Origin of the sequence: Billgrantia saliphila, from assembly GCF_002930105.1 — a bacterium.
GTDB lineage: Bacteria > Pseudomonadota > Gammaproteobacteria > Pseudomonadales > Halomonadaceae > Halomonas > Halomonas saliphila.
Map to the genome: position 1 here is coordinate 271,700 of NZ_PJRN01000001.1, position 15,814 is coordinate 287,513.

Consider the following 15,814-nt stretch of genomic DNA (forward strand, 5'->3'; position numbering starts at 1 on the left):
GCAAACAGTTTCTTCCCGATGTCGTGACACTCGACGTCGGCGAACCTCTGGAGTCGAACATGAACTCACTGATGCCGACACCGCCTGCCGAGGCGCTCAGTTTCCTTGACCCCTTCGGTATCGGCCGTGCCGCCTTCGACTACTGGCGCGATGCCGTCGAACGCAGTGTGCTTTACATGGACGTGATGCGCGAGCGGGGCAACCAGTATCTCGAACACATCGAGAAGACCAAACCCAACGTACTCGGTTTCGACGCCGAGGTCGTGATGGATGGCCGCACATTGTCGCGGCCGGTCAACTATGAGCTGATGAAGATCCTGCCCCCGGCGGGGGTCGAGATCGACCCGCAGTCGCGCCCCTTCGTGGTGGTCGATCCGCGGGCCGGCCACGGGCCGGGCATCGGCGGCTTCAAGCCGGACAGCGAGATTGGCGTCGCCCTGCGCGCTGGCCATCCCTGCTATTTCATCGGCTTCCTGCCTTACCCGGAACCGGGACAGACCGTCGAGGACGTGGTCGAAGCAGAGATCGCCTTCCTGCGCCGCGTCGTCGAGCTGCATCCGGAATCCTGCGAAAAGCCCATGGTGGTGGGCAACTGCCAGGCCGGCTGGCAGATCATGATGGCGGCCTCGCTGGAGCCCGACGTGTTCGGGCCGATCCTGATCGCCGGTGCGCCGCTCTCCTACTGGGCCGGCGAGCGGGGACGCGCGCCGATGCGCTATACCGGAGGCATGTCCGGCGGTAGCTGGATGACGACGCTGGCCAGCGATCTGGGCAGCGGCCTGTTCGATGGTGCCCTTCTGGTCCAGAACTTCGAGCGGCTCAACCCGGCCAACACCTGGTGGGACAAGCAGTATCGGCTCTATGCGAGCGTCGACAGCGAAGCGGAGCGCTACCTGAACTTCGAGCGTTGGTGGGGCGGCCACGTGGTGCTGGGCGGCGAGGAGATCCAGTACATCGTCGACAACCTGTTCATCGGCAATCGACTCTCGACCGCCCAACTGGTCACCTCCGACGGTCGGCGCATCGATTTGCGCAACGTGCGCTCGCCGGTGGTGGTGTTCTGCTCCCAGGGCGACGACATCACGCCGCCTCCCCAGGCGCTGGGCTGGGTACGCGATCTCTACGACGGGGTCGACGACATCATCGCCAACGAGCAGACCATCGTCTACTGCGTGCACGACAGCACCGGTCATCTGGGCATCTTCGTGTCGAGCAGTGTATCTCGTAAGGAGCATACCGAGTTCACCGCCAACATCGACTATATCGACGTTCTGCCGCCGGGGCTCTACGAGACCAGCGTGACCAGCGCCGCCGAGCGCGACGACGCCGAGCTCCTGGAGCGCGATTACCTGCTCGAGTTCAAGGCGCGTTCGATCGAAGGACTCAACCGCGACGTTCTGCATCATCGTGAGGATGACGACACTCGCTTCGCCACCGTGGCGCGCATCTCGGAGATCAATCTGGGACTTTACCGCCTGTTCTGGCAGCCCTGGATTCGTGTGGTAATGACCCCCGAGGCGTCTCGCCTGGTACGCCGTCTCCATCCGATTCGACTCGGCTATAAACTGCTTTCCGATCGCAACCCGCTTTCGGTTCCCCTGCCGGTGCTGGCGGACTGGGTGCGTCAGGATCGTCATCAGGTCGACGAGAACAACGTCTTTCGCACCATGGAGAAGTCCGTCTCGGCGCAGATCAGCCACGCGCTGGATACCTGGCGTGAGATTCGCGACCAGAGCATCGAGCAGACCTTCCTCACCGTGTACGGCCAGCCGCTGCTGCAGACGATGGTGGGGCTGGGTGGCGACGCCCACGTGCATCGCCGCCGTCCGGGCAGCGAGCCGGAGCATCGGCGTTTCATCGAGCGGCGCCAGGACGAGCTGCGGCACCGCGTGGCGGAAGGCGGCAGCCACGAGGCGGTGATGCGTTCGGTCATCCACGTGCTGGGCGGTTCGCCGACAACCGACGAACGCAACTTCAAGCGCCTGCGGACGTCCCGTGTCGAGCTGGAGCCCAGCAGCAGCCTGGCGGACTTCAAGCACTTGGTGCGCGAACAGTTCTTCATTCTCAAGCTGCACCGTGAGGAGGCGCTCGAAGCGATTCCCGAGCTGCTCTCGGGCGAGAGCGCGGAGGCGATTCGCGGCTACCTCGCGCACATCGACCACGTGCTGGCCGCCAGCGGTGAGCTGTCCGAGCAATCCAGCAAGCGCTACGAGCACATCCGGTCTCTGTTCGAGCAGGCCATGGAGCGGGCCGATCCGGCGGAGCGTCGCCAGGCCTTGGCCGATCTGCACGATCAGGTCGAAAGTGGGGCCAAGGCCGAGGTCGCGGCACGCGACGAGGTCGAGCGGTTGCTTGCCGCACCGCCCGCCCAGAAAAGCGCCGGTGAATCGAAGGCTAGCCAGCCCCGGCGCAACGCCGGCAAGCGGGCGCCGCGCAGGGCAAGCAAGAAGGATTGACCCCGCTTGCCGATGACAGCACCATCCGCGCCCCCGCCGGTTTTTCCGGCGGGGGCGCAAGCGTTGGGGGGGACGACATTGGCCCGACGTGCCGATGACGCTACCTTGATGCTACGTTCCCGATGCTGGTTTACTCCGCCAAAGTGGTCGCGACTGGCGCGAAGCGGGTGGCTGGGGTAGGGTAAGCGGATTTTTCACCCCGCGAGGATCGTCCGCCGAGGCACCGGTGGACCGGAACCGTTCAGGTGGGGCTCCAGAACCCCGCCGTGCAGAATGTGGAGCACTATGGGCAAGTCATTGGTCATCGTCGAGTCGCCGGCCAAGGCCAAGACGATCAACAAGTATCTCGGCAGCGAGTTCATCGTGAAGTCGAGCGTGGGTCATATCCGTGACCTGCCGACCAGCGGCTCGGGCAAGGCGGCTTCCGATCCCAAGGAGCGCGCGCGCCAGGCAGCAGCGACACGCAAGATGTCGCCCGATGAGAAGGCCGAGTACAAGAAGCACAAGGCCAAGGATCAGCTCATCCGGCGCATGGGCATCGACCCGGAGCACGGCTGGAAGGCTCACTACGAGATCCTGCCCGGCAAGGAAAAGGTGGTCGCCGAGCTGCAGAAGCTGGCCGAGAAGGCCGATGCCGTGTATCTCGCCACCGATCTGGACCGCGAGGGTGAGGCCATCGCCTGGCACCTCAAGGAGACCATCGGCGGCGCCGACGAGCGCTATCGCCGTGTGGTGTTCAACGAGATCACCAAGAATGCGATCAAGGAGGCATTCAAGGAGCCCGGCACGCTCAATATTCCCCGCGTCGAGGCCCAGCAGGCCAGGCGCTTTCTCGACCGCGTGGTGGGTTTCATGCTCTCGCCGCTGCTGTGGGCGAAGATCGCCCGCGGCCTCTCGGCCGGCCGGGTGCAGTCGGTGGCGGTGCGCCTGATCGTCGAACGCGAGCGCGAGATACGAGCCTTCGTTCCCGAAGAGTTCTGGGACGTGCATGCCGATCTCGTCTCGAAGGATGGCGAGCCCGTGCGTTTCGAACTGGTGCGTCAGGATGGGAAGGCCTTCCGGCCCACCTCGGAAGCCGAAACGCTCGAGCGTATCGAGCGCCTGCGCAAGGCGAGCCTTGCCATCACGGCGCGGGAGGACAAGCCCACCCGTTCGAAGCCGAATGCCCCCTTCATCACCTCGACCCTGCAGCAGGCCGCCAGCGGGCGACTCGGCTTCTCGGTGAAGAAGACCATGACGCTGGCCCAGCGCCTCTACGAGGCGGGCTACATCACCTACATGCGTACCGACTCCACCAACCTGTCCCAGGACGCGGTGGCCATGGCGCGCGAGCATATCGAGCAGGAGTACGGCAAGCGCTACCTGCCCGAGTCGCCCAACCGCTACTCGAGCAAGGAGGGCGCACAGGAAGCGCACGAAGCGATCCGCCCCTCCGACGTCAATCGCATGGCCCCCGACCTGGCCGGCATGGAGCGTGACGCCGAGCGCCTGTACGAATTGATCTGGCGCCAGTTCGTGGCGTGCCAGATGACCCCGGCCGAATACCTCTCCAGCACCCTCACCGTGGAAGCCGACGGCTATGAGCTCAAGGCCAAGGGGCGCGTGCTCAAGTTCGACGGTTACACCCGGGTCATGAAGCCGGCCGGCAAGAACGAGGACCAGGCGTTGCCGGACCTCGCCGAGGGCACGCCCATGCAACTCGAGGCGCTCGACCCCCAGCAGCACTTCACCAAGCCGCCGGCGCGCTACACCGAAGCGAGCCTGGTCAAGGAGCTGGAAAAGCGCGGTATCGGCCGTCCCTCGACCTATGCCTCGATCATCTCCACCATCCAGGATCGCGGCTACGTCAAGCTCGAAAACCGGCGCTTCTACGCCGAGAAACTTGGCGACATCGTCACCGAGCGGCTCAAGGAATCCTTCCCCGACCTGATGGATTTCTCCTTCACCGCGCGCATGGAAGATAGCCTCGACGAGGTCGCCGAGGGTGAGCGCAACTGGCGCGAACTGCTTGATGCGTTCTATGCCGAGTTTCGCGAGGAACTCGAAGCTGCCGAGAGCGAGGAGGGCATGCGGCCAAACCAGCCGGTGCCCACCGATATCGACTGCCCCTCCTGTGGGCGCAAGATGCAGATACGCACGGCCTCAACCGGCGTGTTCCTGGGCTGCTCCGGCTATAACCTGCCGCCCAAGGAGCGTTGCAAGACCACCATCGACCTGCTTCCCGGCGACGAGGCGGTACCCGCCGATGCCGGTGAGGAGGCCGAGACCCTGGCTCTACGAGCCAAGCACCGCTGCCCCAAGTGCGGCACGGCGATGGACAGCTACCTGATCGACGAGACGCGCAAATTGCATATTTGCGGCAACAGCCCCGACTGCGAAGGCTACGAGATCGAGCCCGGCAAGTTCCGCATCAAGGGCTACGACGGACCGACCATCGAGTGCGACAAGTGTGGCAGCGAGATGCAGCTCAAGTCGGGGCGTTTCGGCAAGTACTTCGGCTGCACCAACGAGGCGTGCAAGAACACCCGCAAGCTGCTGCGCAACGGCGAGGTGGCCCCGCCCAAGATGGACCCCGTTCCGATGCCGGAGCTGGCCTGCCAGAAGGTCGACGACCACTATGTGCTGCGCGACGGCGCCAGCGGCCTGTTCCTTGCCGCCAGCAAATTCCCTCGCAATCGCGAGACGCGCCCGCCCCTGGTGCGCGAACTGCGGGCACACGCCGACGAGCTTCCCGAGAAGTATCGCTACCTGCTCGACGCGCCCAGCGAGGATCCGGAGGGTCGCCCGGCGCAGATCCGCTTCTCGCGCAAGCAGAAGGAGCAGTTCGTGATGACCGAGGAGGAGGGCAAGGCAACCGGGTGGAAGGCATCCTACGCTAACGGTAGGTGGCAGGTGGAGGACAAGCGCAAGTGAACCCACGAGCCCGTACCAATCAACTGCTCTACCAGGCCGAGCTGATGCTGGATATCGCCTCGGGCGAGGACGAACATGCCGAGGCCCGGCGCATGGCCGCGGAAGAATCGGCCCTCGCCCTGGCCGAGCTGGCGCTGGAGTCGCTGCTGCGCGAAGTCACAGAGCATGCCCGCCTGGCGCGTCATGAATGGCGCGAGTTGCTCGGTCCCGAAGGGGCGGGCATCGCCGAGCTGCATCGCCTGCGCGAGCTAGCGGCACGCCCCGAGAGTTGGTTGGCTTGGCTGCTCGATCGTATCGAGGCGCTGCACGATAGTGCCGGCGCTGCGCGACGCCGCAGCGCGGCAGGCCAGGGCATGATTGCCGTGGGCAGTGCGGCGGCACTGGGCGAAGAGTTACGCGCCTGCCTGCGGGAGGCCAAACATGAGATCGCGATGCTGCGCGAGACCAGCATCGAATGGTGAGCGGGGCCCTCTCGATCATTGATAAGGGGACCAGGCGCCGGTCGTTTGGCAGGTGCGACGTGCAGTCGCTCGAAGGTTATTGAGTTTATATGCCAGACTGCAGGTAGGTTCCCCAGTGCAAGGAGACCGCCATGCCGGAAAGATCCACGATGAATGCCAGCTCGAGCGTTTTTCTCTCTCCCGAGATGCTTGGCTATTGGACCGATGAAACGTTGCGGGAAGTGCCGGACGATTCCGGTATCTACTGCGTCTTTCGTGCGGCCCGAGAAGCCGAATCGCAAGAGATGGAGGTGAAGCAACTTCTCTACGTGGGTGAGCATCGCAACGTGCGCTACTGCCTGCAGCATCACCCCGACAAGGAACTGTGGCGTGACACCCTCGAGCCGGGCGAGGAACTATGGTACTCGATGGGGCTTTGCAGCCATGCGAACCGTGAGCGCCTGCTGGCGGCCATGATCCATGCGCACAAGCCGCGCTTCAACAACACAAGCGAATACCTGGATCGGTTCCCGTTCCCGGAAACGTCGGTGCATCTCTACGGCAAGAAGGACAAGCTGCTGAGCATTTTTACCGTAGAGCAGAAGGATTAGACCTTCTGCGCCCGGCCGGCGTTCGAGCCGCCGGCTCTCGCCGCGCCGGGCGATGCCTCTCTTCGCTGCGAAGTCTGGGCTAGACTGCTTCCATCGACCACGCTTCGGTCCACCGAAGCGTGGATTCTTCACGGAGGAAGCGATATGCCCGATAGTCAAGACACCTACCGCTCCCACCTGATGCCGGCGTTGCGCCCGCTGCTCGAAGCGTCACCGGCTCCCGGCAGCAATGCCCTGGAGGCCCACGCGCTGCTTGACGATGCCCTGCGGGCCAGGGCGACCGATATTCATCTCGACCCCATCCATGACGCCTACCGCATTCGCCTGCGCATCGACGGCCGCATCGTCGACGCACTGCGCATCGAGACCGGCCAGGGGGCGCGTCTGGTCAACCAGTTCAAGGTGCTATCGGGGCTCAATCCGGTTCCTTCGCTGGCGACCGCCGAGGGCAGCTTCAGTTGGGCGCTCGAGCCCGGGGCCGAAGCGCTCTACATGCGGGTCACGGCGGTGCACTGCGTGGCGGGCGAGAAACTCGCGGTGCGTTTCCTGGCGCCGCCGCAGACCTTCGACGATACCGCCTCTCTGGGCATCGGTGAGGAGGGGGCGATGGGGATACGCCGATGGATGGATGCCACCGGCAGCATGCTGCTGGTGGCCGGGCCCACCGGCGCCGGCAAAACCACCACGCTCTACACGCTGCTCAACCAGCTGCGGCTGACCGACAGCCATGTGGTGACGCTGGAAAACCCCGTGGAGTACGGCGTTTCAGGCATCAATCAGGTTCAGGTGGACAAGGAGCATGGGCTGAGCTTCGAGAGCGGGACCCGCTCGCTCCTACGCCTGGACCCCGATTACGTGCTGATCGGCGAGATTCGCGATGGCGACTCGGCTCGCGCGGCGTTGAGTGTCACCAGCAGCGGCCGTTCGCTGATGGGCACCCTGCACAGTCGCGATGCCGTTGGCGTGGTCACTTCGATGCGCCAACTGGGGCTCTCCGACAGCGAGATCGGCGCCAACCTGGGGCTGGTGATCGCGCAGCGCCTGGTGCGTCGTCTGTGTCCGCATTGTCGCGTACAGCAGCCGCCGGAGCGGGTCGACAGCGAGTGGCTGCAGGCCATCGGGCTGGAAGTGCCGGACCTGGCCTGGAGCGCGTCGGGCTGTGCGCAGTGCGATGGTCTGGGGTACCGCGGCAGGACCGGGGTTTTCGAGATATGGCAGCTCACCCCGGAGGACTACGCCCGGATTTTGCGCCATGCCGACGAGTCCGAGCTGCGTCGCGCCCTGCTCGAACGAGGCGAGACGCTGATGCTGGCCGATGGCCTGGCCAAGGCCGAGGCAGGCGTCACCTCGCTGCGCGAGGTGTTTCGCATGGGGGCCATACTCACGGCCTGACCATGCCGCTCCGCTCACCGAACGAAAGATCTTAGGACCTGCTCCGTGTTACGCCAAGACGACAGACAGCGGCGACCCGGATGCGTTATAACACGGCGAACTACGTATCGATTCAGTCCGCATGAGGAGCCATGACCTCCATCACTCGTCGCCGTTTTGGCCAGCTCGCCCTGCTGACACCCTTTACGCTGCTCCTTGCCGAGCGCTCCAGCGCCAATCTGATCGAAACGCTGCTGGCGCGCGCCGATATCCCACGCCATGCCGATGAAGTCTGGGTGCTCGTCGATGATGTCGAGGCGTCGCTGAGCGTCTATCGTGGCAATCTTCGCCTCGAGCGATTCGCTCCGATCTCGCTGGGACGTGGCGGGGCGAGTGTTGAGCGCACCGAGGGAGGCAATGTAACGCCTAAGGGGGAGTTCCGTGTCAACCGTTTTAATTGGGAGAGCCAATGGCGCACCTTCATCGGGCTTGATTACCCGACGCCATCGCATGCGCGCATGGCATTGGAATCAGGGCTTTACACGGAGCAAGATTACGCGGATTATTTCGCCTACTACCGGCGCCATGGCTATCCGCCCCAGCGCACCGTGCTGGGAGGCTACATCGGTATCCACGGTCTCGGTAGGGCAGACCCGGAGGTGCATGCCAGCTACCACTGGACTCAGGGTTGCGTGGCGGTGACGGATACGCAGATCGACAGGCTTTCCGAGCTAATCGGCATTGGCACTCGCGTCGTCATCCGCTAGGCTCTAGATACGCAAGGGACGTTTCGAGCTATGGACAAGCGCCGTAGGGTATTATAAAACAGCGTTTGACTCCTGTGCTTGGCAGCAGTCGCTGCAAGAATCCTGCATTGAGCAGGATAGCCTGATCTCAGGCTTCATTAACGCCGCTGTACTAACCTGTGCAGTACCAAGGAAGACTCAAGGAGAACACCATGACTCTGAAGACCACCCTGAAGCTGACCGCCGCTGCTGCTTCTCTGGCCATCCTGGCCGGTTGTGCCTCTAACGCTGCGCTGGACGAAGTTCGCCAGACTGCCGAAGCGGCTCAGGCCGACGCTGCTGAAGCACGCAGCATCGCCACTCAGGCGCAGAACACAGCCAACCAGGCGCAGCGTGACGCCCAGGCGGCTCTGCAGATGTCCGAGCAGAACCGCGATGAAATGAACCGCATGTTCCAGCGTTCCATGCAGAAGTAATTCTGCTGGAGCGCCGCATTGCCAAGGGCAATGGCGGTTCTGCAATAGGAAAACCCCGCCTAGGCGGGGTTTTCTCGTTGGAGCGGCTTGTACTTCACCACAGCGGAGCATCGCGGGCGATTTCCGCCGTGGCTTCAAGCTAGAGGTGGCTGACTTCCAGTTCCGAGAACAGTTCGGGCTTCTGAGTGATCTCCAGTTCGGAGAACAAGCCACCGTCGAGCGCCTCCTCATGACCCTCCGAGGCCGGTTCTTCATCGGCGACCTGAAGCAGCGAAACCAGGCGACCGTCGGGCTGCTCCACCACTTGGCGCAGCTGGGCATAATCGATCGGTGCGGGTTCCTCGTCGAAGGCGCCGGCCACGATTTCCATGGCGTTGAGGATCGGCTCGAAGGTGCCGAGGTTCTCCTCGAGCTGAGGGAACGACTGCGCGTAGAGAACCCCGTCGGCGGACCAGGCGACCTTGAACGGCTGGTCGATGATATTGACTTGGGTGCCGCTCGGGACGCGCTCGTAGAGCGACTCGATATCCTCGGGGAACATGCGAATGCAGCCGCGGCTGGCGCGCATGCCGACGCCGTCGGGACGATTGGTGCCGTGAATCAGATAACTGGGCAGGCCAAGCAGAATGGCATGGCGGCCCAGCGGGTTGTCGGGACCGGGTGGCACAATGGCGGGGGCCGGTTCACCGCGAGCGGCAGCCTCCTCACGCATCGAGCGCGGCGGGGACCAGTGAGGGTCTTTCACCTTGACCGTGGTCCGGGTGACTCCGACCGGGGTGGCATAGCCGTCGCGACCGATGCTGATCGGATAGGTCTCGACGATACCCGGGCGTGAGTAGTAGTAAAGACGCAGCTCGGAGAGGTTGACCACGATGCCCTCGCGTGGGGCGTCGGGCAGGATGTACTGCGCGGGAATGATCACCTCGGTGCCCGGCCGGGGGGCCCAGACGCTGACTTCGGGGTTGGCCATTCGCATCCCCTCGTAGCCCACGTTGTGGCGGCGTCCGATATCGAGCAGGGTCTCCCCTTCCTCTACGGTCACGGTGTAGATCCCACCGATCACGTTGCCCTCGTCCGGCATGTGATAGTGGCCACGGGGCAGGGAGTCGCGTTCTTCCGCGTCCTCCTCGGCGATGGCGGGAAAAGTCAGCAGGGTAGCCAGGCCCAGCAGGGCGGCACCAAGACCGATCCGCATGGCCAATGTCGGGTTCTTCATCAACGTTGCTTTCTCGTCATTGGGTCGCCTGCCGGAGGGACGCTTCCTGGCATCCGGCACCGTTCAGCACGACGATCAAGCGCCACTCAAGGTGGCGCAGAGGTTGTGTCGGACTGCGATAAGACACTTGCGCATAGTATAGCGTTCTGCGGCGCGGGGGGAGCCCCAGCACCGACGGGGTGCGCTCAGGCGGCCTCGGTCTTGCGGTTGAGCGTGTCGAGAAGCTCTTCCACGGCCTGGAATCGGGCCTCCTCGTTATCCATGGCGGCCTCGAAGCGCAGCGTGTCGGCGCCGTCGAGCCGGTAACGCTTGGGTGCACCCTGGATCAGCTTGACCAGGATCAGCGGGTCGACGCGAGTCTGGGCGCCGAAGATTACCCGCCCGCGTTCGGTGCCGGCCTCGAGGCGCACCACGCCGAGACGCTCGGCACGCTGGCGTAGCCGAGTCTGGCGCATCAGCGTCTTGACCGGTGCCGGCAACAGGCCGAAACGATCGATCATTTCCACCTGCAGCTCCTTGAGCTCGCCTTCGTCGCTGGCGCTGGCGATGCGCTTGTACATCACCAGGCGTTGCTGTACGTCGGGCAGATAGTCGTCGGGGATCAGGGCGGGCAGGTTGAGGCTGACTTCGACGCCTTCGTTGAGCGGCGCCTCGATGTTGGGCGTCTTGCCCGCGCGGATGGCGGCCACGGCACGGTCGAGCATCTCCATGTAGAGGGTGTAGCCGATGGCTTCCATCTGGCCGCTCTGCTCATCGCCGAGCAGCTCGCCTGCGCCACGAATCTCCATGTCGTGGCTGGCCAGGGTAAACCCGGCGCCGAGATCCTCGGCGGCGCCGATCGCCTCAAGGCGCTTGACGGCGTCCTTGGTGATGGCCCGCGGTGGCGGAGCGAGCAGATAAGCGTAAGCCTGGTGGTGGCTTCGGCCCACGCGGCCGCGCAACTGGTGCAACTGGGCCAGGCCGAACTTGTCGGCTCGCTCGATGACGATGGTATTGGCGCTCGGCACGTCGATGCCGGTCTCGATGATCGTGGAACAGACCAGCACGTTGTAGCGCTTGTGATAGAAATCCGACATGACCCGCTCCAGCGCCCGTTCGGGCAACTGGCCGTGGGCGACCGCCACCCGTGCTTCCGGCACCAGCGCGCGAATCGTCTCGGCGGCGGTCTCGATGGTCCTGACTTCGTTGTGCAGGTAGTAGACCTGGCCGCCACGCAGGATCTCGCGCAGGATCGCCTCCTTGATGATCGATTCGTCGCGCTGCTGGACGAAGGTCTTCACCGACAGGCGGCGCGCCGGCGGTGTGGCAATGATCGACAGGTCACGAATGCCGCTCATGGCCATGTTGAGGGTGCGCGGGATCGGCGTGGCGGTGAGTGTGAGGATGTCGACCTCGGCACGCAGTTCCTTCAGTCGCTCCTTCTGGGAGACGCCGAAGCGGTGCTCCTCGTCGATGATGAGAAGTCCCATATTGGGCAGTTTCATCGACTTCGACAGCAGCTTGTGGGTGCCAATGACGATGTCCGCCTGGCCGTTCTCGATACGCTTGAGCGACTCAGCCTGTCCCTTGCCGGCGGTGAATCGCGACACCAGCTCGATTTGCACCGCGGTATCGGCGAAGCGATCGCGGAAGTTTTCGTAGTGCTGTCGGGCGAGAAGGGTGGTGGGAACCAGTACCACCACTTGGCGTCCCGAATGCACGGCGAGGAAGGCGGCACGCATGGCGACTTCGGTCTTGCCGAAGCCGACATCGCCACAGACCACGCGATCCATGGGGCGCGGTGCGGTCATGTCGCCGATGACGGCGGCGATGGCGGCGCGCTGATCGGGAGTCTCCTCGAACGGGAAGCTGGCGGCGAAACGAGCGTATTCTTCATCGGGCGGGGTGCAGGCGAACCCCTCGCGGGCCTCGCGGCGTGCGTAGACGTCGAGCAGCTCGGCGGCGGTGTCGCGGATCTTCTCGGCGGCACGACGCCGCGCCTTGTCCCACTGGTCGGAGCCGAGGCGATGCAGCGGGGCGAGCTCGTCGTCGGTACCGGCATAGCGTGAAATGAGGTGCAGATTGTCCACCGGCACGTAGAGCTTGGCGCCCTCGGCGTACTCGAGCGCCACGAATTCCGCAGCCTGGCCGCCGGCCTCGAGTCGCTCGAGACCGCGGTAGCGTCCCACGCCATGGGTTTGGTGCACCACCGGTGCCCCTGGGCGCAGCTCCGAGAGATGCCGTATTGCCAGTTCGCCGAGGTCCGTCGCCTTCTCGCGGCGTCGGCTCTGGCGCACCACGTCGCCGAACAGCTCGGTCTCGCTGATCACGACGAGTTCCGGGTCCTCCAGCCACAGCCCGGCATCGATCTCGCCCTCGGTGACGGCCAGACGCATGTCGCCGGCCAGGAAGGTGGCGAAGTCTGCGACATGAGGAAGCGTCAGAGGCAGCGGGGCCAGGGTTTCCTCCAGCGCCTCGCGGCGTCCCCGCGATTCGGCGACGAACAGTACCCGGGTCTCGCCTTGCTCCTCCAGAAAGCGCGCCAGCGATGCCAGCGGCCGCTTCGCACGGGCGTTCACCGCCACTTCAGGCAGGGCGCGAGCGGCAGGTGTCAGGGCATGACGACGTTCGGGGTCGGCGACCAGTTCGACCCGAGGGTGGCGCTTGATGGCGCCGAACGCCTCGGCCACCGGGACGAAGGCGCGATGGGGTGGCAACAGCGGCCGGGTGGGATCGACGCCGAGATTCTCGTAGCGACTCTCGATCGCCGCCCAGTGGTGCTCGGCGGCGGGGTAGGTCTCGGGAAGCAGCGCGATCCGGGTGCCTTCGGCCAGATGGTCGAACAGCGTCGCTGTCTCCTCGAAGAACAGCGGCAGATATTGCTCCAGGCCGGGGGAGGGTATGCCTTTGAGGGCGTCCACGTAGAGCGGACACTGGCGGGGGTCGACATCGAACAGGGTCTCGAAGCCCTCGCGGAAACAGGCAATGGCCGAGCGCGACAGCGAATATTCGTGGGCGGGCAGCAGCTCCACCCGCTCCACCTTGTCCTGGCTGCGCTGGGTATCTGGGTCGAAGCGGCGCAGACTGTCGATCTCGTCGTCGAACAGGTCGATGCGCAGCGGGCCGTCACTGCCCATCGGGAACAGATCGATCAGCGCACCGCGCAAGGCGTACTCACCCGGCTCGTAGACGGTTTCCACGGCTCGATAGCCAGCCCGGGAGAGGCTCTCGCGAAATCCCTCGCGATTCAGCGTCTGCCCCACTTCGAGCGTCATCACGCGCCCGGCGATGTAGTCGACCGGTGGCAGTCGCTGCATCAGGGTGTTGATCGACACCAACACGATGCCATGCTCGCCGTTCTGCAGCCGACGTAGCGTGCGCAGGCGCTCCGAGACGATATCCTGATGCGGCGAGAAGCTGTCGTAAGGCAGGGTCTCCCAGTCGGGAAACGGCAATACCGACACCGAGGCGAAGAAACGCAGGTCGTTCTCGAGCCGCTGGGCGGCAGCGGTATCGGGAGCGATCACCAGCAGGGGAGCATCCTCGGCGAGATGGGCCAGCGCCAGGGCGGGCGCACTGCCGGGCGGCATGTGCCAGTAAAGTGTGTCACGCACGCCTTGAGGGCGTGGCGGGTCGAGCGGCGAAAAGTTGGGCATGGTGTCGTCAGGCCATGTCGTGTGTCGTGAATGCGAGCGGTCAGGGCCGGTCGCGACGCCTGTCAAAGGGCGTTTGCGAAGAGTGGAAGAGCATCATACCAGCCCGATGCGACGCTTGTAGTCAAACTCGGTTTCCTGTAATCCCCCTACAGCGTCTGCGACTATCCTTCGATTGCCCCACCGAAGCGTGAACGGGATAATGTGACGGAATTCCCGACTATATGAGAGAGGCTTCACGTGAGTCAGCAACCCCTCGAGACCGTCTTCCAGGAGTGGCACGACAACCAGGCGCTCGCCGAGCAGATGATCCCGCTGATCGGCAGCCTCTATCGCCAAAACAATGTGGTTACCACGCTCTACGGGCGTTCACTGTTCAACCGCTCGGTGATCCGCATTCTGAAGGATCATCGCTTCGTCAGGAAGGTCGAGGGAACCGAGCTCTCGGTGCGGGATACCCTGCCGCTGGTCCAGGCCATGGCCGAGCTCAACCTGGGGCCGGCTCACGTCGACGTGGGCAAGCTGGGCGTGGCGTTCAAGAAGCGCGGCGGCGTCGACGCCAAGGCCTTTCTGCGCGAGGAGCTTGCCGAGATCGTCGATGCGCACGATCAGAACGGTAACAACGGCCAATCCAAGGATGTGGTGCTCTACGGCTTCGGCCGCATCGGCCGTCTGTTGGCCCGGGTGCTGGTGGAGAAGGCCGGCGGCGGCAACCTGTTGCGCCTGCGTGCGATCGTGGTGCGTGGGCGCGGCGACATCGCCAAGGACCTCGAGAAGCGGGCGAGCCTGCTGCGCCGTGACTCGGTCCATGGTCCTTTCGACGGCACCATCCACGTCGATACCGAAGCGCGTACCATCACCGCCAACGGTAACGTCATTCATGTGATCTATGCCGACAAGCCCAGCGACGTCGACTATACCGCCTACGGCATCGACAATGCCGTGGTAGTCGATAACACCGGCATCTGGCGTGACGAAGAGGGCCTCGGCCAGCACTTGCAGTGCAAGGGCGTGTCCAAGGCGCTCCTGACCGCACCGGGCAAGGGCGACATCAAGAACATCGTGTTCGGCATCAACCATGGCGATATCGAAGAGAACGACACCATCCTCTCGGCGGCGTCATGCACCACCAACGCCATCGTGCCGGTGCTCAAGGTGCTCAACGACGAGTACGGCATCGAATGCGGTCACGTGGAGACGGTGCACGCCTACACCAACGACCAGAATCTGATCGACAATTACCACAAGGGCGACCGTCGCGGTCGCAGCGCGCCGCTCAACATGGTGTTGACCGAGACCGGGGCGGCCAAGGCGGTGGCCAAGGCGCTGCCGGAGCTGACCGGCAAGCTGACCGGCAACGCCATCCGCGTGCCGATTCCCAATGTCTCCATGGCTATCCTCAATCTGACCCTGGGGCACGAGACCGACGCGGCGGCGCTCAACGACTACCTGCGTCGCATGTCGATCGACTCCGCCTATCAGAAGCAGATCGACTTCGTCGATTCGCCCGAGGTGGTCTCGTCGGATTTCGTGGGCAACCGCCACGCTGGTATTGTCGACGCCAAGGCGACCATCGCCAGCGGCAAGCAGGCCGTGCTCTACGTGTGGTACGACAACGAGTTCGGCTACAGTTGCCAGGTGGTGCGGATCCTGCAGCACATCTCCAACGTACACTTCCTCAAGCTTCCTCGCGCCCAGGCCTAGCCTTGCGGCACCGGCCATTCCCGACCTCGCGGGTCGGGAATGGCTGATCCAGGTCATCTTCACGTCATTTGAGCCAATGTCCCGGTTGGCCGGTTCGATCCACCAGGACCTTCCCAGCCCTTGAACGAGCGCCTTTCAACGCCTATTGAACCTAGCCGAAGCCGCGTGACAGGCGCTTTTCTCCCCTCTTTTGCGACCTTAGGCCGTGTGGTCTTTGGTCGCGCTTGTCTTTATAATACTGTGGATTTT

10 protein-coding genes are annotated in these 15,814 nt (G+C 64.2%); 8 read left to right on the forward strand and 2 right to left on the reverse strand.

Translation table 11 applies throughout. The features are described 5' to 3' along the window. Positions 1-59 precede the first annotated feature (59 nt). The 7 genes from CYJ07_RS01300 to CYJ07_RS01330 all read left to right on the forward strand — a co-directional run bounded on the left by CYJ07_RS01300 (position 60) and on the right by CYJ07_RS01330 (position 9,013). Positions 60-2,456 (forward strand): DUF3141 domain-containing protein, encoded by a 2,397-nt coding sequence (locus tag CYJ07_RS01300; RefSeq protein ID WP_104201852.1) that lies wholly within the window; start codon positions 60-62, stop codon positions 2,454-2,456. A 285-nt stretch (positions 2,457-2,741) separates the two neighbouring features. Continuing rightward, complete coding sequence (topA, locus tag CYJ07_RS01305; RefSeq protein ID WP_104201853.1) at positions 2,742-5,369, forward strand: type I DNA topoisomerase; 2,628 nt, start codon at positions 2,742-2,744, stop codon at positions 5,367-5,369. After that, positions 5,366-5,830, forward strand: coding sequence for a DUF6586 family protein (locus tag CYJ07_RS01310; RefSeq protein WP_104201854.1), 465 nt, complete (start codon positions 5,366-5,368; stop codon positions 5,828-5,830). Before topA ends, CYJ07_RS01310 begins: the two co-directional genes overlap by 4 nt. Positions 5,831-5,961: 131 nt before the next feature. Next, the gene (locus tag CYJ07_RS01315) at positions 5,962-6,420 is read left to right on the forward strand and encodes a hypothetical protein (protein WP_104201855.1); all 459 of its coding nucleotides are present in this window, start codon (positions 5,962-5,964) and stop codon (positions 6,418-6,420) included. Positions 6,421-6,564: 144 nt separating this feature from the next. Next, the gene (locus CYJ07_RS01320) at positions 6,565-7,812 is read left to right on the forward strand and encodes a GspE/PulE family protein (protein ID WP_104201856.1); all 1,248 of its coding nucleotides are present in this window, start codon (positions 6,565-6,567) and stop codon (positions 7,810-7,812) included. A gap of 131 nt (positions 7,813-7,943) precedes the next feature. Next, entirely contained in the window at positions 7,944-8,558 is a 615-nt protein-coding gene (locus tag CYJ07_RS01325) for a L,D-transpeptidase family protein (protein WP_104201857.1), read from the forward strand. 191 nt (positions 8,559-8,749) lie between these two features. Next, entirely contained in the window at positions 8,750-9,013 is a 264-nt protein-coding gene (locus CYJ07_RS01330; RefSeq protein WP_104201858.1) for an Lpp/OprI family alanine-zipper lipoprotein, read from the forward strand. Positions 9,014-9,152: 139 nt separating this feature from the next. Here the strand turns inward: CYJ07_RS01330 and CYJ07_RS01335 are convergent, their stop codons facing one another. Both CYJ07_RS01335 and mfd read right to left on the reverse strand, forming a co-directional pair. Continuing rightward, positions 9,153-10,229 (reverse strand): L,D-transpeptidase family protein, encoded by a 1,077-nt coding sequence (locus CYJ07_RS01335; protein WP_104201859.1) that lies wholly within the window; start codon positions 10,227-10,229, stop codon positions 9,153-9,155. A gap of 185 nt (positions 10,230-10,414) precedes the next feature. Beyond that, positions 10,415-13,864 carry a transcription-repair coupling factor gene (mfd, locus tag CYJ07_RS01340; RefSeq protein WP_104201860.1) on the reverse strand — a complete coding sequence of 1,150 codons (3,450 nt, stop codon included), beginning with the start codon at positions 13,862-13,864 and terminating at the stop codon, positions 10,415-10,417. A 237-nt stretch (positions 13,865-14,101) separates the two neighbouring features. On the opposite strand from mfd, the gene CYJ07_RS01345 reads away from it, so the two are divergent. Next, positions 14,102-15,565, forward strand: a complete 1,464-nt coding sequence (locus CYJ07_RS01345; RefSeq protein ID WP_104201861.1) for a glyceraldehyde-3-phosphate dehydrogenase — start codon at positions 14,102-14,104, stop codon at positions 15,563-15,565. Positions 15,566-15,814 lie beyond the last annotated feature (249 nt).